Raw genomic sequence first — 20,929 nt, 5'->3', positions numbered from 1 at the left:
CGTAGGTCTCACTCCTTTGTGAGGGTTCGCCATGGCCGTTCATAGCCAGGCCCTTAGTTCCCACAGCAGCGGGAAGTAGTGCAGGCGCGTTCTACCGCGCAGATAGGGGGCGCCGGTGGAGCCGCCGGTGCCGGACTTGTCGCCGATCTGGCGCTCGACCATCTGGACGTGACGCATCCGCCACAGCGCGGTGGTCTCGTCGTGGTTCAGAAGGTCCTCTGCCAGCTGCCACAGGTCGTCGTGGGACCGGCGGTCTCTGGCCACGGTCAGCAGCGAAGCCATGATCTCGTCGTCCGAGACCGGCAGGCCCCGCTGGGCGAGGGCGGCCAGGTAAGCATCCCACAGCGTGGGCTCGTCCAGCCTGCGGCGCAGCCTGGCGAGCTCGGCCTCGGAGGCATGCCGGAAGCTGGTGAGGTACCGCTCGTCCTTCAGGCCCGAGAGGAACTCCAGCTCGCGGAACTGCACCGACTGGAAGCCGCTGGCCGGCGCCAGCTTCGCGCGGAACGCCAGGAAGTCCTGAGGCGTCATCGTCTCCAGGACGTCGACCTGCTCGATCAGCACCCGCTCGACCGCTTGCACCCGCTGGAACAGGTGCCTGGCCTGCCACAGCTCGCCGCCGAACATGGCGAAGCGAGCGGACTCCAGCTCGTGGAGCAGCAGCTTGAACCACAGCTCGTAGACCTGGTGAATGGTGATGAAGAGCAGCTCGTCCGGCGCCTGCGACTGCGGCTGCTGTTGTGCGAGCAACGCGGGCAGGCAGAGATAGCCGCCGTACGACAGCCGGCCGCCTTCCTCTCCGAACTGCCGATCCGGGGGACCGGGCGCATCACCGTCGATGCCCACCGAACACCTCCCCCTGAACCGCCCGGCGTCTCCGGTTGCCGGGCGTAATGCCTCGCCGTACCGATATCACCCGAAAAGGGGATAGACGTCAACGTGACATGGACATCGGGGGGTCGTCGTCGGAGGCCGAAGGGGTGTTCTTCAGCTCGTCGAGCTGATCGGGCAGCTCGACGAGCTCGATGAGCTCGGCCTGGCACTGCTCGCACGTGTCGAGGTGGCGCTCGAACGCCTCGTGTTCCTCTTCGTCAAGGACACCAAGGACGTAGGCGGCCACCTCTTCGTGCATCAGCCGGCTACCCCCTTGTCCCGCAGCAGCTCACGGAGAGCCCGGATCCCGTAGTAGAGCCGGGACTTCACCGTCCCCGGCGGGATCCCCAGAATCTCCGCCGCCTCACTTATCGTACGGTCTCGAAGGTAGGTCTGCTCAATGACTTCACGGTGTTCTTCGGACAGACTGCGGAGCGCGTCGGCGACGACGATCGCCGAGAGGGCTCGCTCCGAGCCGTCGGGCACCGCCATCATGTCGACTTCGGGCGGTTCGACCTCGTGAGGTCGAACGCTCTTACGCCGACGCCCATCGATAACGATGCGGCGGGCCACTGTCAGTAGCCATGCCCATATGAGGCTTGGTTCCCATTGCAGTCTTGCCGAGTTACGCCAGGCTCTGACGAGCGTCTCCTGCACGACGTCTTCAGCCCATTGAAGGTCGTTACCTGTAGATTTGCGTACGTGGCGCAGCAGAGGGCCGCCGAACTCCTGGTAAAGCACCGCAATGCGATGCTCCGCCTCGGCATCCGCACTCTCGAACCTGCCGTCGAGGTGACCTAGCACGGGGCACATCTTTACACCTTTGTTATTGGTTCGGTAGCCACTCCGATAACTCCAGTCATTTCTAACTATCTCCGGCCATAGGTGAACCTGGCCCGGGAAGCTCGCGTACCTCCGACCATGCACAGGCTTTTGCGTGGCGAGCTCTTCATGCTCGGCGGCTTCGTTCTAGCCGCTGCGGTGACGATCGTGCTGGTCATGCCGCCGTCGATCGACCCGGCGGCCGCCCAGTTCTCCGAGACGCCCTCAGGCCCTCTCACCGCCGCCGACCGCGACCTGCTGGTCAAGGTGCGGCAGGCGGGCCTCTGGGAGATGCCCGTAGGCGACTACGCCCGGACCCGCGCCGAGTCCCAACGCGTCAAGGAAGTCGGCAGGCTGATCATGGAAGATCACCAGAAGCTGGATCTGCTGACCCGCCAGGTCGCGAAGAAGCTGGGCGTGGCACTGCCGGACGAGCCGAACGCCGACCAGCAGCGCTGGATGGCGCAGCTGGCGGCGGAAAGCGGCCCCGCCTTCGACAAGGACTTCGCGAACCTGCTGCGTGCCGCGCACGGCAAGGTCTTCACCGTCGTGGCGGGCGTCCGCTCAGGGACTCGTAACTCCGAGATCAGGAAGTTCGCCCAGGAAGGCATCAACTACGTCATGCGCCACATGACGCTCCTGGAGTCCACCGGCCTGGTCGACCACAACCAGTTGCCGGAAGCCCCGACGCCCTCACCCGCTCCACCCGTCGCTCTGGCGGTCGAAACAAGGAGACACATATGACAAGATCCAGACGCCTGGCCGCGGCCGTGTCCGTCCTGGCCATGGCGGCCACCGGGCTGGTGTCCGCGGCCGTGATCGGCGTCACCCCGGCGATCGCCGACCACTGCGTCCCGGGAGAGTCCACCCCGAGCCCGAGCCCTTCGGCGCAGCAGCGGAACCGGAACCAGCCGGATCAGAACCAGCAGCCGGATCAGGAGCAGCAGCCGGATCAGCAGCAGCCGGATCAAGGACAGCAACAGGACCAAGGTCAGCCGCAGGACCAGGGCCAGCAAGGCACCGACCAGCAGCAGGACGCCGATCAGCAGGCGCCCCAGGGCGGCGGCGCCGCGATCCTGGACCCCGGCGCGTCTCCCACCCCCGAGGGCGACGGCCAGACGCAGGCCCCCGAGGGCGACGACCAGGCCCAGGCTCCCGAAGAGGAGCAGGACGCCTCGACGTTCTCCCGCCGCGGCCGGCCGACCAGGACCGCCACACCGACCCCGACCCAGTCCGACAACCCCGAGGAGCAGCCGAGCGGAACCGCGTCACCCTCGCCCACCGGGGGCGGGAACGGCGAGGAGGAGGCGTGCGCCGACCTCGGCCCGTTCCCCGAGGACTTCATCGACATCCGCCAGGTCCCGCCGCGCCAGCTCGGTGCGCGGATCGGCAGGGGCGGCTCGCGCGGCACGTTCGTCTCCCGGTGCGGCCGCAATGAGAACCGTCACAACAACCCGGACAACTTCATCGTCGCCCCCGGCGTGAGCAATGGGGCGCACCACCTGCACGACTACGTGGGCAACCTGTCGACGGACGCGTTCTCCACCGACGAGAGCCTGGCGGCGGCGGGCACCACCTGCCGGCTGGGTGACAAGTCCACCTACTTCTGGCCCGTGCTCAGAGACCGCAGGTCTGACCAGAACGCCAACGACCCCGACGGCAACGTCGGCCAGGTGCTGACGGCACGCGCGGTGCAGCTGCAGTTCCGCGGCAACGCGACCTCCAGGGTCGTCGCGATGCCGAGGTTCCTCAGGCTGATCACCGGTGACGCCAAGGCCGCGACCAACGGCGGTGCCAACGCGCGGGCCGCGTGGAGCTGCACGGGATTCCAAAACCGTATAGCGACCGATAAATACCCGCTTTGCCCGCGCGGCAGCCTCGTCCTCCGTATTCTGGACTTCCCCAGCTGCTGGGACGGTCAGAACACCGACAGCGCCAACCACCGCACACACGTGGTCTTCCCCGGCGAGAACGGTGCTTGTCCTCAGGGCACCCGGGCGATTCCTCAGCTCCGCATGACCCTTGCGTACTCCGTACCGCAGGGTCAGTCGTTCGCACTGGACGCCTTCCCTGAGCAGAAGCACAACCCCGTCACCGACCACGCCGACTTCGCCAACGTCATGCCCGATCGGCTGATGCGCTTCGTCGTCGACTGCATCAACCGGGGCCGCCGTTGCTGATCTGAAACCGCGCCCTGAAGGGCAATTCCGCCTTCCGAGTCGCACCCTTACTCGACCTTGGAGGGAAACAGATGCTCCACAGACGACACCCCCGGCACGCTCCCACGAAGCTGGACACCCGAAGCGTCCGGCTGGGAGCAAGTGCGTCCATCATGGCCCTCCTGCTGTCGGCGTTCGCGCTGACCAGGACGGAACGCGGCATCGCGTTGCTCGGCCGCGGGGTGAGCTTCCTCGAGTACTACGCGGGCGTGTTCGCCCTGGTGCTGCTGACCGCGACGGTCGCGCTCGGCATCATCACCACCGAACGCGTCTTCCTGTCGCCGGCCAACCGGGTCAGGGCGCAGCTCGCGCACCGGGCCACCGCCCTCATCGGGCTGGCCTATCTGGTCACGCACATCTCACTCATGATCAGTCTGGGACACGTACCGGTGGGGGCCGCCGTCGTGCCGGTGGCCGGGATCTACGTGGCGCTCGGGACGCTGGCCTTCGATCTGATGATCGTGGCTGTGGTCACGGGAATGCTCAGGGGGCGCTTCGCCGTACGGGCCAGGCCGTGGATGTGGCGGGTGCTGCACTCGTCCGCGTACGTGGCCTGGCCCATCGGAATCATGCACGGACTGACGGCCGGCCGCCCGCCGGCCGGATGGGTGGCCTGGTCGTACGTGGCCAGCCTGGCGGCGGTCGGCGGGGCGCTGATCGTCCGGGTGCTGGCCTCGCTGCGCCGGCCGCCGGTCGTACCCGAGATGGTCGAAGGGCCGGCGGTGACCACACCCGCCGCCGTGGGCGTGCCCGCCGAGCGGCCCGAGAAGGTCGCGGCGCGGAACGCCGCCGCCGCGGCGGCAGCCTCCGCGTCCGCCAGAACGAACGCACCGGTGAGCCTCGCCGAGGCTCGACGCAGATACCGGGAGGCCGGATGACCCCGAACGCAACCGTTAAGGAGCGACCGTGATTCCGGCGCGAGTGCCACGGGTGTTACGTATGGGTCCGGCCCGGCTGACCGCCGGGCTCGACCACTGTCGGCGCCTCGATCTGCCCGCCCACCGCACGCTCCACGGCGTCACGGAGCCGCGCACGCTGGACGAGCTCATCTCGTACGCCAATGAAGTCGACATGCGGGGACGGGGCGGCGCCGCGTTCCCGTTCGCGCGCAAGCTGCGGGCCGTCGCCGACGCCGTGGGCTCGGGCGGCGAGTGCGTCGTCCTCATCAACGGGGCCGAAGGCGAGCCGGCCAGCTCCAAGGACGCCATGCTGCTCACCCGCAATCCCCACCTCGTCCTGGACGGCGCGGTGCTGGCCGCCGAGGCGCTGGGCGCCCGCGAGGTGGTCCTCGCCACGGCCGGGGGCGAGGTCGCCGAGGCGTCCGTCAACGCCGCCGTGGCCGAGCGCCGGGCCGCGAACATCTCCGGCGGCGCCGAGAGCCGGGTGCCGATCCGCGTGGTCGGCATCCAGGAGCGGTTCATCTCCGGGGAGGGCGGCGCGCTCGTCAACGCCGTGAACGGCGAGCTGGGCATCCCGCCCGGCCGCAAGCGGCGGGCCGCGATCAGCGGCGTGGACGGCCTGCCGACCCTGCTGTCCAACACGGAGACGTACGCGCAGCTCGCGTTGCTCGCCGAGTACGGGCCGGAGAAGTACGCCGAAATCGGCACCAGCAAGGAGCCCGGCACGATCCTGCTCACCGTCAGCGGCGGCGCGGCGGAAGGGGCGGTCATCGAGACGCCGACCGGCACCATGCTGGCCGACGTGCTCGACCTGTGCGAGGCGGACATCGGCGACGGTGTGCTCATCGGCGGCTACCACGGGGCGTGGTTGTCGGCCGAGGCCGTCCAGACGGCCGTGATCTCGCGCGAGGGCATGAAGGCGGCCGGCGCCACCCTGGGCGCCGGGATCATCGTCCCGCTCGGCGACTCCACGTGCTCGCTGGGCGAGGCCGCGAGGGTCGCCTCCTATCTGGCCGCCGAGTCGGCGGGCCAGTGCGGCCCGTGCCGGCTCGGCCTGCCGGACGTGGCCAGGCTCATGTGCGACCTCGTCGAGGGCAACGGCTCGGTCGACGCGATCCGGCGGGCCGTGCGCGTGGTGGAGCGGCGTGGCGCGTGCTTCCATCCGGACGGCACGGCCAAGTTCGTGTTGTCGGCGCTGGACTCGTTCGAGTCCGAGATCGCGCTCCACCTGGAGCAGGGCACGTGCGGGCGGCCGGTGCGCGGGGTCATGCCGATGCCCGAACGCGAGCCCGAGCCCGAGTACCGCCTGGAAGTGGACTGGTCCCGCTGCGTCGGTCACGGGCTGTGCGCCCACCTGCTGCCCGAGTTCGTGAAGCTGGACGACTACGGCTTCCCGTCGTTCAGGACGATCCCCCAGTTCATGCTCAGGGAGGCGCGGCGGGCGGTCGAGATGTGCCCGGCGCTGGCCCTGCGGCTCGGGTCGAGCAGCGGGGACGGGCATGGCGCTCCGGCGCCGAAGCCGAACGGCTCGCCGTTGCGGCTGGTCAAGGACGGCATGATGAAGGCAGGGGCGAGTGCGCCGCGGCTGACGCGGGTAGGCGCCGCTCCTAGCGTGAGAGCCCGAGGGACGGCCGGATGAACTCTGGGTGACACGAGCGTCGTGCCGAACCCGGTGGGCCATCCGGGCGTCTCACAGTCGATTGACGTCGATGTCGAGGGAGCGCCTCATGGACCGCCGGGATTCGTCACGCCGGGAGACACCTGTGGACCGGCGAGACGTCCTGCGCGCCGCCGCGCTGGCGCCGCTGGCCCCGCTGGTGGCGCCGGGCACGCCGCCGCCCGACTGGGCGCGGTTGCGCGGGCGGCTGGCGGGGACGCTCGTGCTGCCCGGCGACGCGGGGTACGCCACCGCCCGCCGCCTGTACAACCCGGCCTACGACCGGGTCAGGCCGGGCGGGGTCGCGTACTGCGAGAGCGCGGCCGACGTGTCGGCGTGCCTGGCTTTCGCCCGGGACAATCGCGTCCCCGTCACGGCTCGCTCGGGCGGTCACTCGTACGCGGGCTGGTCCACCGGCAAGGGGCTGGTGATCGACCTGTCCAGGATGCGCTCCGTCGCCTACGATGGGCCGCGTTTCAGCGGACCATCGCAGGGGGCGGCGAAGCCCGACCCCTACTCGGACGGCCGGGCCACCATCGGCGCGGGCGCCAAGCTGATCGACGTCTACGACCGGCTCTCCCGGCACGACGTCAGCGTGCCCGCGGGCACCTGCCCCACGGTGGGGATCGGCGGGCTCACCCTGGGTGGCGGGCTCGGGGTCGTGTCCCGCAAGCACGGCCTGACCTGTGACGCTCTGGAGTCGGTACGCGTCGTCACGGCCGACGGCCGCGTGGTGGCCTGCGACGCCACCCGCAACCCCGGGCTGTTCTGGGCCTGCCGAGGCGGTGGCGGCGGCAACTTCGGCGTGGCCGTGTCCTTCACGTTCCGGACCTTCGAGACCGGCGACGCGACCGTGTTCTTCCTGCAATGGCCGTGGTCCAAGGCGCGGGCGGTGGTGCGGGCGTGGCAGTCGTGGGCGCCGTCGGCGCCTGAGGAGTTGTGGTCGTCGCTGCACTTGGCGCGGTCGGCAGGCGGTCTGAGCGTGGAGCTCGCCGGCACGTATCTCGGCCGGAAGTCCTCGCTCGATCGGCTCCTGGCGCCGCTCGTGGGGCGGGCCGGCCGGCCCTCGTCACGCTCGGCGCGGACGGTCTCCCATCTGGAGGCCATGAAGATCATGGGTGGCTGCTCGTCGATGCCCGTGGCGGAGTGCCGGCGGATCCCGCGGACGACGTTCTCCGCCAAGTCGCACATGGCGTACCGGACTCTGCCCGAGGACGGGATCCGGGCGCTGGTGAACGGGGTGGCTCGCGGTGGGCGGCACATGGTGCTGATGGACGCCATGGGAGGCGCGATCCGCCGGGTGGATCCGACGGCCACGGCGTTCCCGCATCGGGCGGCGCTTTTCAGCGTTCAGTATTACCAGGACGGAATGGACCGGTCGTGGCTGCGCGCCCTCCATGCCGACATGTCCCAATATTTTGGGATTAATGCCTATGTGAATTACATCGACCCTGACCTGGAAAATTGGCGTACCGCATATTACGGGCCGAACGCGGCGCGGCTGGCCGAGGTGAAGGCCACCTACGACCCCGGCAGGCTCTTCCGGCTCCCTCAGGGCTTGTAGATCTTGCCGCGCACGTACACGCGGTCGCCGACCCCGACGAGCTCGTACAGGCGCTTGGATGCGGCCAGCGGCAGGCGTACGCAGCCGTGCGAGGCGGGCCACGCCGGCACCCGCGTCGCGCCGTGAATGGCGACGCCGCCGACGAAGTAGAGCGAGTTGTACATCGGGCCCAGCGGCCCGGTCGTCCAGCCGGGCGCCCGCCGCGTGACGCGGAAGTCCCCGACCGGGGTGATCGCGTTCCCGCAGTGCCCGTTGAGGCAGTACGGCACCTGGGAGCCCGAGGAGATGTGCGAGACCAGGACCGGGCGGTTGTGCCGGTAGACGGTGAGCAACTGGTCGCGCAGGTCGATCTCGACCCTGTTCGCGCCCCCGTTGGGCACCATGGGGCGATCGCCGGCCGGCTCCTCCAGCGCTTTCCAGACCTCCGGGCCGACCGCGCCGTTCGGCCTCAGCCTGTTGCTCTTCTGCAAGGCCCAGATCGCGAACATGGTCTGCTCGTCGTAGACGCCGTTGATCTTGCCGTGGTAATAGCCGCGATCGTGCAACCGCTGCTGCAGCAGCGTGACGCTCGCGCCGCGGTCGCCGGGCTTCAGGACCGCCGTGGCCGTGTCCGTCTCCGTCTCGGTGTCCGCTCCGGCGGGCGCGCTCATCAGGAAAGGCAGGCCGCAGGCAAGAACCATAGCGGCAATTCCCCGTACCTTTGTGCTCATATATCAACGCCTACCCGGATCGCCGAACATCCACCTCTAATAGAGGTTTTGTCAAGCAAAAGCCCGGCGCACTAGCGAATCACATTAAATACGGCATTTCCCTTTTATAAGCTCTGCTGGCCTCTTCTGCCTCGACCAGAGGTGACCGTCCGGCTTGCCGGGTGAGCACCCCGTATCTGCACCCTCTGTGCCGGACATCAGAGCAAGGAGAACCATGGCGGGCATCCTCGTCGTCCACGGCGCCCGCTACGCGGAGCGCCCGCCGTCGCCCCGGACGATCGACGTCGAGGCGCATGTCGCCGACCTGGCCATGGCCGCCGACGGCCTATTGTTCGTGGCGACGAACAAGGGATTGGCCGCTTCCGTGTCGATGCCGCGGAGGTCTTACCCTAGAACGAGATTCGAGCCAGGAGGTGGTCGTGGTCACGGGTGTGCTGATCGACTGGGGCGGGGTGCTCACGACCAGTCTCACCGACGCCATCGCCAAATGGATCGAAGCGGACCGGATCGACGGCGAGCACTACCGCCACGTGATGCGCGAGATGGTCGACCACGCCTACAACGGCGACGGGGAGAGCACCATCCACGCGCTGGAGCGGGGCGAGCTCGACGGGGCCTCCTTCGAGCGCGATCTCGCCGCCCGCCTGCTGACCCGGGACGGGGTTCCGCCGGTGGCCGAAGGGCTGCTCGCGCGCATGTTCGCGGGGTTCGAGCGGGTCGAGGCGATGTACGACATGCTGCGCGACGTACGTGAGCACGGCGTCAAGACCTGCCTGGTGTCCAACTCCTGGTCCAATGAGTACCCCCGGCACGACTGGGACGGGCTCTTCGACGCGGTGGTGATCTCCGGCGAGATCGGCATGCGCAAGCCCGAGCCGCGCATCTTCCACTACGCGCTCGGCCAGGTCGGGCTGACGGGTGCGGAGTGCGTGTTCATCGACGACATCGAGGCCAACATCGTGGCCGCCCGCGGGCTCGGCATGACCGGGATCCACCACCGCGACGCGGACACGACCATCTCAGAACTCGAGTCTCTCCTACGCCTCACGTTGCGGCGGGCATCATAGTGACCTCAAAGGCTGACACGGACATCCGTCTCAGCACGCCGAGCGGAGCTCGGCCACAAAGCACGAAAGGTTCGTGATGCGCGTCTATCTGCCGTGCACTCTCCCAGCACTGGCCAAGGCCGTCGACGCGGGAGAGCTGGGCCCGGCCCCGCTGACCGGCTACGCGGTGACCCCCGCGCTGACCGAGTGGTACGCCTCGGGAGACACCGAGGAGCTCGAATACGTCGCACTGACCGAGGCGGCCCGCGCCTCGCTGCGGATGCTCACCGCCGACCGCGCCGACGGCGTCGCGGCCGCGCCCCGCCGGGTGGTGGTCGCGGCCGAGGTGCCGGACCACGCGGTCTCCGCGGGCGTCGATCTCGAGGAACGCGCCCGGGTACGGCTCTCCGAGCCGGTCCCCCTGGCCAAGGTCGCTTCGGTGCACATCGACGACCTCGACGCGACGTCCGACATCGAGGCCGCGATCGTCGCGTTGCCCGCCGCCGACGGGGGCGACGACGACGCCCGGTTCACGGTGGACGGGGCGGAGGCCCACGAGCTCATGTGGTACGCGACGCAGGAGATCCCAGACCTGCTCCGATGAAGGCCGTACGTGCGCGCTCCTCGGCGTTCACCGGAATGTCAAACCTGTCCAATAAGTTGAAGGTGAGATGACGAAGCACATTATCTGGGATTGGAACGGCACGCTCTTCCACGACATCGACGCCGTGGTCGGGGCCACCAACGAGGTCTTCAAACCGTACGCACTGCCCGTGCTGACCGCCGACGGCTTCCGGGCCGTCTACACCCGGCCCATCTGGCTTGCCTATGAGCGCCTGCTGGGCCGTCCGCTCGCCGAGGGCGAGTGGGAGCTGCTGGACGACGGGTTCCACGAGCACTACTACCGGCTGAGCGACACCTGCGCGCTGGCCGCCGACGCCGAGCTCGTGCTCACCGGCTGGACCGGCACACAGTCGCTCTGCTCGATGGCGCCGCACGCGCACCTCGTGCCCAAGGTCGACTCGTTCGGCATCAGCGGGCACTTCACCAGGATCGACGGCCTGCTCGGCACCACAGGTGGCGAGAAGGCCGCGCACATGACGGCGCACATCCAGGCCATCGGTGTGGACCCCGGCGAGATCCTGGTGATCGGCGACAGCGTGGACGACGGGCTCGCGGCCAAGCACGTGGGAGCCAAGGCCGTGCTCTACACCGGCGGCATGACGACGCGGGCCGACCTGGAGAGCACGGGGCTGCCAGTGGTCGACACCCTGGCCGACGCCCTGGACTACGCATAATCCGCGACCGAAATCGTCCAGGTGGCGAACTTTGGCGGGGCGCCGGCCCTACTCTTGCAGTGTCCCCCTCAGGAGGCTGCCATTAATCGCCTTGTGCTGTGGAACGTCGACCTGACGCTGGTCGACGTCGCCATCGTGTCCAGAGACGCCTACGCCGAAGCGTTCCGCGCCGTGACCGGCCGGCCGCTGGTCAAACTCGTTCCGCCGATGGGCCGTCCGGACTCGGAGATCGTCTTCGAGACACTCGCCGTCAACGGGATCCTGGCTGAAGACGATCACCTGCCCCGGTTCCTGTCGGCGCTCGCCGCGGCCTTCGCCGACCGGCGCGGGCGGCTGGCCAAGGAGGGGCGGATGATGCCGGGGGCCAGGGACGCGTTGAAGTCGGTGTCCAGGCTGGACGGCGTGGCGCAGACGGTGCTCACGGGGACGATCAAGAGCAACGCGGTGCACAAGCTCAAGGCGTTCGGGCTCGACAAGTACATCGACTTCGAGCTCGGGGGGTACGGCGAGGAGCCCTATCCCAAGGCGACACTGCTGCAGGTCGCCCAGGGAAGGGCCAAGCAACGCCTGGGGACCCCGTTCACGGCGGCCAACACCGTGGTGATCGGGGACTCCACGCGGGACGTTCAGGCCGCCAAGATCGGCGGCGCCGCGATGATCGGCGTCGCGTCGGGACGGTCCATGGCCAGCGAGCTCCGCGAGGCGGGTGCCGACCTTGTCCTGCCCGACCTGTCCAACGCCTCGGAGGTGGTGGCCGCGGTCGCCGGCCTCACCTCCCCAGCCGGCCGCAAAGCCAGCTGACCCCACCGGGCGGACAGGCGAGGGATCCGAGCGCCGGCCAGGCGGCATGTACGCCATCGCACCACGGAGGAGTGGTGTGGCAGGTGGGTCAAGGGAGTGCGTTGAGGAAGCGGGCCGCGACCGGGGCGGCGACCGCGGAGCCGGCGCCGGCGCCCTCGACGATGACCGCGAAGGCCACGTCCCCCTTGTAGCCGATGAACCACGAGTGCGCGGGCGGTTCCTTGCCGGATCCGTACTCGGCGGTGCCGGTCTTGCCGGCCGTGCCCGCCGGGAAGCGGACGGCGTGGGCGGTGCCGTCCGTGACGACGGCGGGCATGAGCTTGCGCAGGGCGGACACCACGGCGGGCTCCAGGGGCCGGGGCCGGGAGTCCTGGCCGGTCGGCTCGTCGATGACGAGCCGGGGCGGGACCCAGGCGCCGGAGGCGACGGCGGCGGCCACGGAGGCCATGTTGAGCGGGCTCGCCAGCACCCGCCCCTGGCCGATCGAGGCGGAGGCCAGGTCGGTGTCGTCCTTGGGGTCGGGGAACTCGGCCCGTACGGCGGGCACGCCCGGCGTGATCGCCGTCCCGAAGCCGAAGCTCCTGGCGACCTCGGCCAGCCGCTCACCGCCCAGCGAGGCCACGCTCATCTCGCCGAACGTCGTGTTGCACGAGTGCGCGAACGCCTCCTGGAACGTCAACGCCCCGTAGTCCTTGAAACCGGCGTTGTGGAAGGGGAAGCCGCCGATGTTCTTCTCGGCCGGGCACGTGACCTGCTCCCCCGGCGAGACCCCGCCCGCGACCAGCGCGGAGGCCGTCACGACCTTGAACGTCGACCCCGGCGGATATTTGCCGAGCAACGCCCGGTTGAACCCGCCCGGCTTGTTGACCACGGCCAGGATCTCCCCGGTCGAGGCCCGCAGCGCCACCAGCGAGGCCGGCTTGCGCACGCCCTCCAGAGACGCGGCCCCGGCCCGGTGGACGGCCAGGTCGAGCGTGGTCTTGATCGGCCGGTTCCCGCCTGCTTCGACGACGGTCTTGATGAGCTCATTTCCCTCGTAGAGGTCGATTCTGTAGCGGCCGGGGGCCTTGAAGCGGTCGGGGTAGGTCTCTTTGAGGCCCTCGACGAGCTGCTGCACCGAGCCGGGCGCGTCCGGGGTGTTGACCGGGGTGCCGTCGGCAGCCAGGACCCGCAGCGGGTCGCCCTTCTCCTCGACCACCCGCAACGAGCGGCCCGCCTTGAGCAAGGGGTGCATGGCGGCAGGGCTCCAGGCGACCTTCCACATGCGGTCGCGTTCGACGAACCTGAGCTCCCCGCCGTAGTCCCAGTCGAGCTGCCGCCCGCTCAGCCTCGCCTTGAAGGTCACGACGCCGCCCGTGTCCTCGGCCGTGGCCGCGAAGACCCCCGTCGGCACGTGCCGGCGGAAGGTCGCCTCCGTGACCTTGAGATCGGCATGGAATCGTTTGTGGCGGGCCTCGAAGTCGGCGGGCGGGTCGTCGACGAGCGCCCGCATCCCCGCATAGTCCTGTGCGGTCCAGGCGGCGAGATACCGGTCGGCCGTCTCCTCCGGCGAGCCCTGCGTACGCAGGGCCCAGATCACGCCTCCCGCCGCCACGAGCGGGACCAGGAGCCCCGCCGTGATCCACGGCCACCTGCGCGAGCGCGGCCGTCGTATTGTCCCCGTTTGCGGTGCCATGCCCCAGAGGACACCAGAGGCGTGGCACGGGTGTCCAATATTGATATGACTGCTCCACAGATATGAATCTGGATATAGTGGCTGGTCATGGACTTGGTCCGCCATCTTCGCTACTTCATCGCGGTGGCGGAAGAGCTGCACTTCGGCAACGCCGCGATCCGGCTCGGCATGGCCCAGCCGCCGCTCAGCCAGCGCATCAAGCGCTTGGAGGAAGAGCTCGGCACCCGCCTGTTCGACCGCTCCGCCCGCCAGGTCCGGCTCACCGAGGCAGGCAGGCTGGTGCTCGGGGAGGCCCGCGAGATCGTGGCCAGGGTGGATCGTCTGCACGAGCTGGCCAGGCACGGCGAGGGCACGGTGCTCAAGGTCGGCGTACCGCCCGACCTGGCCGCAGCCGTGATCGCCGCCCTGGTCGCGGACTTCCGCGAGACGCATCCCGAGGTACGTCTCGCGCCCACCGAGATCTGGACCGCCGACCAGGTGACCGCGCTGGCCGAGGGCGTGATCGACGTCGGGCTCGTCCGGCATCCGGTGACCGCGCCGGGGCTGCGCTTCGGCGAGCCGCTCGTCCAGGTCCAGGGTGTGCTGCTGGCCGCCGGCGACCCGCTGGCCGGCGTGGGTGAGGTGCACCTGGCCGACCTGGCCGGGCGGGAGCTGCTGATGCCGCCCAAGGACGGCGAGCCGGGCATGTACGCCGAGACGTTGTCGGAGTGCCGCCGCCACGGCTATGTCCCCCCTCAGGTGCACCAGGGCGCCGGGCTCGGGCTGGTGCTGGCGGGGGCGGCGGTGGCGTTCGCGCCGAAGGTCGAGGTGCCGGGGCTTGCGTGGCGGCCGCTGCTAGGCTCGCCGATCGCGTACCGGGTCTCCACGGCCTGGCGGGTGGCCACGGCCCCGATCGACGATTTCTCGGCCGTGGCCGTACGGACCTTGAAGGAGAGCGCCGGGATGACGGACGAAGGCGCCGTGCCCGCGCGGCGGATCAGCCGCAGGCCGGGGATGCTGGCATGAGCGGGCCGGACTTCGAGACGTTGTTCCGGATGGCGGGTGTCACCGGCTGGTTGTACGCCGCCGACATCGACTCCGGGCGGGAGGTCGGGCACGGGGCCGACGAGCAGTTGCCCACGGCGTCGATGTTCAAGGTGCCGCTGCTGGTCGAGTTCTGCAGGCAGGCCGACGCCGGGCTGCTCGACCCCACGAGCCGGGTGACCGTGACGGCCGGCGACCGGGTGCCGGGGCCGACGGGCATCTCGGCCATGCTCGACGACGTGACGATCTCGCTGCGCGACCTGGCGTACCTGATGATCGCGGTGAGCGACAACAGCTCGGCCGACGTGCTGCTCGGGCGGGTCGGTATCGACGCGATCAACGCCATGCTGGCGCGGCACGGGCTGATGTCGACCCGGGTGTCGCAGAGCGCCAAGGAAATCAACGAGAGCATGCGCAAGGACACCGGCCACGGCTGGCCGTACGTGGATCCCGACGAGGTGGCCCGGCTGAGCGCGCTCGACCCGGCGCGGGCGAACCGCAGCACGCCGCGCGAGATGGCCCGGCTGTTCGGGCTGATCTGGCGGGACGAGGCGGCCTCGGTCGCGTCCTGCGCCTGGATGCGTGCCGTGCTCAACATGCAGGTGTGGCCGCACCGGCTGGCCTCCGGCTTCCCGTACGACGACGTCGCGGTCAGCGGCAAGACCGGCACGCTGCCGACGCTGCGCACCGAGTCCGGCGTCGTCGAATATCCCGACGGCCGGCGCTACGCGGTGGCGGTCTTCACCCGTTCCTTCAGCACCGCGCTCAACCAGCCGCGCGCGGACGCCGTCATCGGCACCGCCGCACGTATGGCGGTTGACCACCTACGGAGATAGTCAGTTGTGTGGGGGGTACAGGTAGGTCCTCCCACTGATCGGGCGACAGGATGGGGACATGGTTGCTGAGGGCGAGCTTCTCTGGGAGCCGAGCGAAGAGGTGGTCGAAAGGGCCCGGCTGACCCGCTACCTGGAGTGGCTGGGACGGCGGGACGAGTCCTACGAGGACGTGTGGCGGTGGTCGGTCGATCAGCCGGCGGCATTCTGGACGTCGATCTGGGACTACTTCGACGTGATCGGGGAGCGCGGCGACGGGCCGGTGCTGTCCGGGACCATGCCCGGGGCCCGGTGGTTCGCCGGGAGCTCGCTCAACTACGCCGAGAACGCGCTGCGCCGGGCCGAGGGCACCGCGCTGGTCTTCGTCTCCGAGGACGGCGCCCGCCAGGAGCTGAGCTGCGCCGAGCTGCGTGAGGAGGTCGCACGGGTGCGGGCCGGGCTGGTCAGGCTCGGCGTGCGGCGGGGCGACCGGGTGGCCGGTTACCTGCCGAACATCCCGCAGGCCCTGATCGCCTTCCTGGCCACAGCCTCCCTCGGCGCCATCTGGTCGGCCGGCTCGCCGGACTTCGGGGTGCCGAGCATCGTCGACCGGTTCAAGCAGATCGAGCCGAAGGTGCTGATCGCGGTCGACGGCTACCACTACAACGGCAAGAGCTACGACCGCTCGGCCGCGGTCAACGAGATCGCCGCGGAGCTGCCCTCGCTCCGCGCGACCGTGTGGATCCCGTACCTGACGGCGGCCGAGGAGGGCCGCGCGCCGCAGCAGGCCGAGCCCACTCCGGCGCACACCCAGGAGGTGCCGCACGGCGAGGTGATCGGCTGGGAAGGGCTGCGGTCCGAGGAGGGGCCGCTGGCGTTCGAGCGGGTGCCGTTCGATCACCCCCTCTGGATCCTCTACTCCAGCGGCACGACCGGGTTGCCGAAGCCGATCGTGCACGGCCACGGCGGGGTGGTGCTGGAACATCTCAAGTCGCTCGCGTTCCACCAGGATCTGGGCGAGGGCGATGTGTTCTTCTGGTACACCACCACAGGCTGGATGATGTGGAACTACCTCATCGGCGCCCTGCTGGTGGGGGCCACTCCGGTGATGTACGACGGCTCGGCCACCCATCCGTCACCGGCCGCGCTGTGGCGGATCGCCGATTCGGAGGGCGTGACGTACTTCGGAGTCGGGGCGCCGTACATCATGGCCTCGTTGAAGGCCGCCGTGCGGCCGTCCGGGCTGGAGCGGCTGCGCGGCGTCGGCTCGACCGGGTCCCCGCTGCCGCCCGAGGGGTTCGCGTGGGTGGCGGCCGAGCTGCCCGGGGTCCCGATCGGCTCGTTCTCCGGCGGCACGGACGTGTGCACGGGGTTCGTCGGGGCGACCATGCTCCACCCGATCAGGGCGGGGATCATCCCGTGCCGGTCGCTGGGCGCGAAGGTGGAGTCGTACGACCCCGCCGGCAAGCCGATCGTCGGCGAGGTCGGCGAGCTGGTGGTGACGCAGCCGATGCCGTCGATGCCGGTGATGTTCTGGAACGACCCCGGCGGCGAGCGGTACGCCGAGAGTTACTTCGACGTCTATCCGGGCGTGTGGCGGCACGGCGACTGGATCAAGATCAACGAGGACGGCAGCTGCGTGATCTACGGCCGCTCCGACTCGACGCTCAACCGGGGCGGCGTCCGGATGGGCACCAGCGAGTTCTACCGCGTCGTCGAGCGGTTCGAGGAGATCGCCGACAGCCTCGTGATCGACACAGGTCAGCTCGGGCAGGAGGGGCGGCTGCTCCTGTACGTGACCCTCGCCGAGGGCGCCGAGTTCACCGAGTCCCTGGAACGCTCGCTCTGCGCGGCTCTGCGCGAGGAACTGTCACCCCGGCACGTGCCGAACGAGATCCGCGTGGTGCCCGGCATCCCCCGCACTCTGTCGGGCAAGAAACTGGAGGTTCCGGTACGCAAGATCCTGCTCGGCACGCCGGTGGAGGAGGCGGCCAATCCCGACGCCATGGCCAACCCCGAGGTGCTGCAGCACTTCAGGCCGCGGCCCTGAGCGGCTTCAGCGCGCCGCTCCAGGCGACGACCTGGTCGAGCATCGTCGTCACCATGGCCTCCTGGTGCTCGGCCGGGCTGAACACCGCCATGTTCTCGAAGTCGTGGTGCAGCGAGAGCGAGACCTGCCCGGGCACGTCGGCGACCTTCAACTGGCCGAGCACCTGCCTGAGGTGCTCGGTCGCCCGTACGCCGCCGTCCGCGCCGTAGCCGACGAAGCCCGCGGCCTTGTCCTGCCATTCGGCATAGAGGAAGTCGATGGCGTTCTTCAGCGCGCCGGAGGTGGAGTGGTTGTACTCCGGCGTGACGAACACGAAGCCGTCGAAGGCGGCGATACGCTCCGACCACGCCTTGGTGTGGGCGTGGGCGTACTGCCCCACGGCAGCAGGCAAGGGCTCGTCGAGGTGCGGCAGGGCGAAGTCGGCCAGGTCGATCAGCTCGAAGTGGGCGTCGTCGCGCTTGACGGCCAGGTCGTGCACCCAGCGGGCGACGTTCACACCGTTACGTCCTGGGCGGACGCTGCCGATGATGATGCCAATCTTGATCATTTCTCGTCCTTAGGGATAGAGCATGATTTTTCCGTGTGTGTCGCCCGATTCCGCCCTGCGGTGGATCTCGGGCAGCTCGGACAGGGGGTGTGACTCCGCGACCTCGACCGCGAGACGTCCCTCGTCGATCAGGGCCGCCATCGCGGCCAGTTGCCCGGGGTCGTAACGCATCACGAAATGTGTGCCGCCCTCGATGGGGGTCGCGATGGTGACGATCAGCCGGCCCAGCCCGGCCAGGGCCTTCGCCGCGTCCTCGGGGACCGGGATCAGGTTCAGCAGCACGTCCATGCCGCCGGGCAGCGGAGCCTCGGTGTAGTCGACGACTTCGTCGGCACCGGTCCGTCTCACCGCATCGGCGCTGCGCGGGCCGGCCGTGGCCGTCACGTGCGCGCCTGCCAGCTTGGCCAACGGCACGGCGAACCGGCCGACGCCGCCGCCCGCGCCGTTGATCAGCACGCGCTGGTCCGGCGTGATGCGGGCGTGCTCGAAGATCGCCTGCCAGGCCGTGAGCCCCGCCACGGGGATGGCCGCCGCGTCCGCGAGCGGGATGCTCTCCGGCGCCTTGACCAGGACCTCCGCGGGGGCGACCGCGTACTCGGCCGCCGCGCCGCCCACCATGCCGAAGACCCGGTCCCCCGGTGCCAGGGCGGTGACGCCCGCACCGGTCTCGACGACCGTGCCGGAGACGTCCCAGCCGAGCGTGTGCGGCAGGGTCGCCTGGAACACCTCAGGGAGCAGCCCGGACCGCAGGCCGACCTCCGACGGGTTGAACGAGGTGGCCGCCACCTCGACGAGCACCTCCCCGGGTCCTGGACGCGGCGTGGGAACTTCGTCCTGGCGGATCACCGAGGCGTCACCGAACCGGTGGATGCGTGCCGCCCGCATCGTGGGCGCCGCCTTCGGAGGGGTCCGGAACTCGCCGGCGTGCTCCACCACCCACTGCCGGAACGTGCTCGCGGGGCTCTTCGTGACCTCCTCGACCGTCGAGGTGACCGATGCCTGTGCCCGGCTCCCCTGTGCCCGGCTCCCCTGGGCCTGGCTCGCCTGGGCCTGAAGGACGCCGTCCGCCGCCTCGGGCGGCCAGCCCTGGGCCAGGAGGTCAGCGCGGGCGCGGTCCAGCGGGATCTCCTCCCAGCGGGCGGGTATCCCGGTGACCTCGGAGATGATCCGCACCTGCGCGGCCTGCGTGAGCACGTCAGGGCCCGTCAGCTCGTACGCCGCGCCGTGGTGCCCCTCGTCCAGCAACGCCCGCACGGCCACGGCGGCGATGTCCCGCTCGTGCACCACCGGGCCGGTGGCCTGCCCGTACGCGCCGCGTACCGCTCCCGCCCGCACCTGCCGCGCCCACCGCAAGGCGTTGGCCGCGAAGGCGTGCGGGCGCAGGAACGTCCACTCCAGGCCTGACCCCTCGATCAACCGCTCCACCTCGCGCTCGCCGTCACGCAGGGCGGCGGAGGAGAGGTAGACGAGTTTCCCCGACCAACCGGCCCCGACCGACCTCCCGGCGCGCCGCGCCCGCCCGGCGACGGCCTCGACCACCGCCCGCGCCCCCTCGGCGGTGGCGAACGGCCACACCAGGAACACCGCCTCCACACCGTCCAGCGGCAATGACCCGGGATCGCTCAGATCCCCGGTGCTCCTGCTCAGTGCCACGGCCTCGGCCCCGGCCTCCTCCAACAGCGTCACCACGTGACGACCGACCTTTCCGGTCGCCCCGGTGACCAGAACTCGACTCATCAGGCGCTCCTCTTGTCGCAAGCAACCGTATGATCGAGCCGCGAGATGGCCAATGCGTTGACATCTGCGATTCATACGCCGTCGTCTCAGGAGCTAGAGTTCCGATATGGACGTGCTCAGCGACGTGCTCGCCATCATGCGCACCGGCCGGCCCCGTTCGGTCCGCATCGAATGGCACGCCCCCTGGGGCCAGCGCTTTCCCTCCGCTCCCGGATCCGCCGGGTTCCAGGTGGTCCTGCAGGGGTCATGCTGGCTCCTGCCGCCCGGCGGGGCGCCGGTCGCGTTGTCGGTGGGCGACGTGCTGTTCTTCCCGCACGGGCACGGCTATGCCCTGGCCGACAGCCCGGCCACGCCGGTGGCCGAGCCGCAGTGTGACCCGCTGGCCGAGGGAGGCCTGTTCGAGTCCGCTTCGGTGGGCGGCTCGGGCCCGGCCACGATCCTGCTGTGCGGCGGCTACCAGCTCGATCCCGCCCGCGCGCACCCGGTCCTGCGCGAGCTGCCGGAGCTGATCCACCTGCCGGCCCAGCTCGGGCTCCACTCGGAACTGCGGGCCGCGGTGGATCTCCTGGGCGCGGAGATCAGGCAACCGCGCCTCGGCGCCGACACGATCGTCTCGTCACTCCTGGACATGCTCCTGCTGTACATCCTGCGGGCCAGGTTCGACGCCGACAACGGCCAGTGCGAGCTCACCGGCTGGGCACTGGCTCTGTCCGACCCGAGCATCAGCGCCGCGCTCGACGCCATGCACCGCGACCCCGCGCACCCGTGGACGGTGGCGGAGCTGGCGGGGCGGGCGGGGCTGTCGCGGGCCGCGTTCGCCCGCCGCTTCACCACGCTGGTCGGCCAGCCGCCGCTGACGTATCTCACGTGGTGGCGCCTGGCCACCGCCGCCCGGCTGCTGCAGGAGTCCGACGCCCCGCTGGGCGAGATCTCCGCCCGGGTCGGCTACGGCTCGGAGTTCGCCTTCGCCAACGCGTTCAAGCGTGAGTACGGCCTGGCACCCGGCAGGTATCGCCGCAACCCCTGCTCGGCGCCATCGGCTGCCGCCCTGCCCATCAGAGACGTTGTTAAAACGTAACAATCAGCCTAAAGCCCGGACACATCGCAACTTTCCGGAAAGCTCGACTTAACAGGGCATTGACGCGCCGCTGGTTGCTGCCTTACTTTCCATCCACCGATTAAAACGATTTTGCCAGGGT

20 protein-coding genes are annotated in these 20,929 nt (G+C 69.9%); 13 read left to right on the top strand and 7 right to left on the bottom strand.

The window, feature by feature from the left end; genetic code table 11:
- Positions 1–39: 39 nt before the first annotated feature.
- From EDD27_RS51235 to EDD27_RS51225, 3 genes are all read right to left on the bottom strand, one after another.
- A complete protein-coding gene (locus tag EDD27_RS51235) occupies positions 40–843 on the bottom strand; it encodes a tryptophan 2,3-dioxygenase (protein ID WP_206642027.1) in 804 nt (267 codons plus the stop codon).
- A gap of 88 nt (positions 844–931) precedes the next feature.
- Positions 932–1,129: an anti-sigma factor family protein gene (locus EDD27_RS51230; protein ID WP_127939939.1), complete on the bottom strand. Its 198-nt coding sequence runs from the start codon at positions 1,127–1,129 to the stop codon at positions 932–934.
- Positions 1,129–1,683: a sigma-70 family RNA polymerase sigma factor gene (locus EDD27_RS51225; protein WP_241564703.1), complete on the bottom strand. Its 555-nt coding sequence runs from the start codon at positions 1,681–1,683 to the stop codon at positions 1,129–1,131. Before EDD27_RS51225 ends, EDD27_RS51230 begins: the two co-directional genes overlap by 1 nt.
- 108 nt (positions 1,684–1,791) lie before the next feature.
- Between EDD27_RS51225 and EDD27_RS51220 the strand changes: the two genes are divergently transcribed.
- The 5 genes from EDD27_RS51220 (at position 1,792) to EDD27_RS51200 (ending at position 8,031) form a co-directional block, all read left to right on the top strand.
- A complete protein-coding gene (locus EDD27_RS51220; protein ID WP_127939937.1) occupies positions 1,792–2,436 on the top strand; it encodes a DUF4142 domain-containing protein in 645 nt (214 codons plus the stop codon).
- Positions 2,433–3,872 (top strand): DUF1996 domain-containing protein, encoded by a 1,440-nt coding sequence (locus tag EDD27_RS51215; protein WP_241564702.1) that lies wholly within the window; start codon positions 2,433–2,435, stop codon positions 3,870–3,872. The genes EDD27_RS51220 and EDD27_RS51215 overlap by 4 nt, the downstream gene beginning before the upstream one ends.
- A gap of 152 nt (positions 3,873–4,024) precedes the next feature.
- On the top strand, positions 4,025–4,789 hold the full coding sequence (locus EDD27_RS51210) for a hypothetical protein (RefSeq protein WP_127939936.1): 765 nt from the start codon (positions 4,025–4,027) through the stop codon (positions 4,787–4,789).
- Positions 4,790–4,817: 28 nt separating this feature from the next.
- Positions 4,818–6,449, top strand: a complete 1,632-nt coding sequence (locus EDD27_RS51205; protein ID WP_338324736.1) for an NADH-quinone oxidoreductase subunit NuoF family protein — start codon at positions 4,818–4,820, stop codon at positions 6,447–6,449.
- A gap of 124 nt (positions 6,450–6,573) precedes the next feature.
- The gene (locus tag EDD27_RS51200; protein ID WP_127939935.1) at positions 6,574–8,031 is read left to right on the top strand and encodes an FAD-binding oxidoreductase; all 1,458 of its coding nucleotides are present in this window, start codon (positions 6,574–6,576) and stop codon (positions 8,029–8,031) included.
- Here EDD27_RS51200 and EDD27_RS51195 read toward each other — a convergent pair.
- Entirely contained in the window at positions 8,019–8,681 is a 663-nt protein-coding gene (locus tag EDD27_RS51195) for a L,D-transpeptidase family protein (RefSeq protein WP_164904154.1), read from the bottom strand. The two genes, EDD27_RS51200 and EDD27_RS51195, sit on opposite strands and share 13 nt — an antisense overlap.
- Before the next feature lie 479 nt (positions 8,682–9,160).
- Between EDD27_RS51195 and EDD27_RS51190 the strand changes: the two genes are divergently transcribed.
- The 4 genes from EDD27_RS51190 (at position 9,161) to EDD27_RS51175 (ending at position 11,886) form a co-directional block, all read left to right on the top strand.
- A complete protein-coding gene (locus tag EDD27_RS51190) occupies positions 9,161–9,808 on the top strand; it encodes an HAD family hydrolase (protein ID WP_241564701.1) in 648 nt (215 codons plus the stop codon).
- Positions 9,809–9,884: 76 nt separating this feature from the next.
- Positions 9,885–10,391: a DUF6912 family protein gene (locus EDD27_RS51185; protein WP_127939932.1), complete on the top strand. Its 507-nt coding sequence runs from the start codon at positions 9,885–9,887 to the stop codon at positions 10,389–10,391.
- A 67-nt stretch (positions 10,392–10,458) separates the two neighbouring features.
- Entirely contained in the window at positions 10,459–11,085 is a 627-nt protein-coding gene (locus EDD27_RS51180) for an HAD family hydrolase (protein ID WP_127939931.1), read from the top strand.
- A gap of 93 nt (positions 11,086–11,178) precedes the next feature.
- Positions 11,179–11,886 carry an HAD family hydrolase gene (locus EDD27_RS51175; protein ID WP_127939930.1) on the top strand — a complete coding sequence of 236 codons (708 nt, stop codon included), beginning with the start codon at positions 11,179–11,181 and terminating at the stop codon, positions 11,884–11,886.
- An 88-nt stretch (positions 11,887–11,974) separates the two neighbouring features.
- On the opposite strand, the gene EDD27_RS51170 is transcribed toward EDD27_RS51175, so the two are convergent.
- Positions 11,975–13,561: a penicillin-binding transpeptidase domain-containing protein gene (locus EDD27_RS51170; protein WP_127939929.1), complete on the bottom strand. Its 1,587-nt coding sequence runs from the start codon at positions 13,559–13,561 to the stop codon at positions 11,975–11,977.
- A gap of 87 nt (positions 13,562–13,648) precedes the next feature.
- Between EDD27_RS51170 and EDD27_RS51165 the strand changes: the two genes are divergently transcribed.
- Genes EDD27_RS51165 through EDD27_RS51155 form a run of 3 tightly spaced genes read left to right on the top strand, consistent with a single transcriptional unit; the run spans position 13,649 to position 17,446 of the window.
- The gene (locus EDD27_RS51165) at positions 13,649–14,566 is read left to right on the top strand and encodes a LysR family transcriptional regulator (RefSeq protein ID WP_127939928.1); all 918 of its coding nucleotides are present in this window, start codon (positions 13,649–13,651) and stop codon (positions 14,564–14,566) included.
- Entirely contained in the window at positions 14,563–15,420 is an 858-nt protein-coding gene (locus tag EDD27_RS51160) for a serine hydrolase (RefSeq protein WP_127939927.1), read from the top strand. The genes EDD27_RS51165 and EDD27_RS51160 overlap by 4 nt, the downstream gene beginning before the upstream one ends.
- Before the next feature lie 58 nt (positions 15,421–15,478).
- On the top strand, positions 15,479–17,446 hold the full coding sequence (locus tag EDD27_RS51155) for an acetoacetate--CoA ligase (RefSeq protein WP_127939926.1): 1,968 nt from the start codon (positions 15,479–15,481) through the stop codon (positions 17,444–17,446).
- On the opposite strand, the gene EDD27_RS51150 is transcribed toward EDD27_RS51155, so the two are convergent.
- Both EDD27_RS51150 and EDD27_RS57540 read right to left on the bottom strand, forming a co-directional pair.
- Positions 17,430–17,993, bottom strand: a complete 564-nt coding sequence (locus EDD27_RS51150) for an NADPH-dependent FMN reductase (protein WP_127939925.1) — start codon at positions 17,991–17,993, stop codon at positions 17,430–17,432. The genes EDD27_RS51155 and EDD27_RS51150 overlap by 17 nt on opposite strands.
- Before the next feature lie 9 nt (positions 17,994–18,002).
- Positions 18,003–19,730, bottom strand: coding sequence for an alcohol dehydrogenase catalytic domain-containing protein (locus EDD27_RS57540; RefSeq protein WP_241564700.1), 1,728 nt, complete (start codon positions 19,728–19,730; stop codon positions 18,003–18,005).
- A 106-nt stretch (positions 19,731–19,836) separates the two neighbouring features.
- Here EDD27_RS57540 and EDD27_RS51135 point away from each other — a divergent pair, with 106 nt between their 5' ends.
- Positions 19,837–20,808: an AraC family transcriptional regulator gene (locus EDD27_RS51135; protein ID WP_127939924.1), complete on the top strand. Its 972-nt coding sequence runs from the start codon at positions 19,837–19,839 to the stop codon at positions 20,806–20,808.
- Positions 20,809–20,929 lie beyond the last annotated feature (121 nt).

Source organism: Nonomuraea polychroma (assembly GCF_004011505.1).
Taxonomy (GTDB): Bacteria; Actinomycetota; Actinomycetes; order Streptosporangiales; family Streptosporangiaceae; genus Nonomuraea; species Nonomuraea polychroma.
The sequence above is the reverse complement of the archived record's forward strand: the minus strand, read 5'-3'. Positions and strand labels throughout refer to the sequence as shown.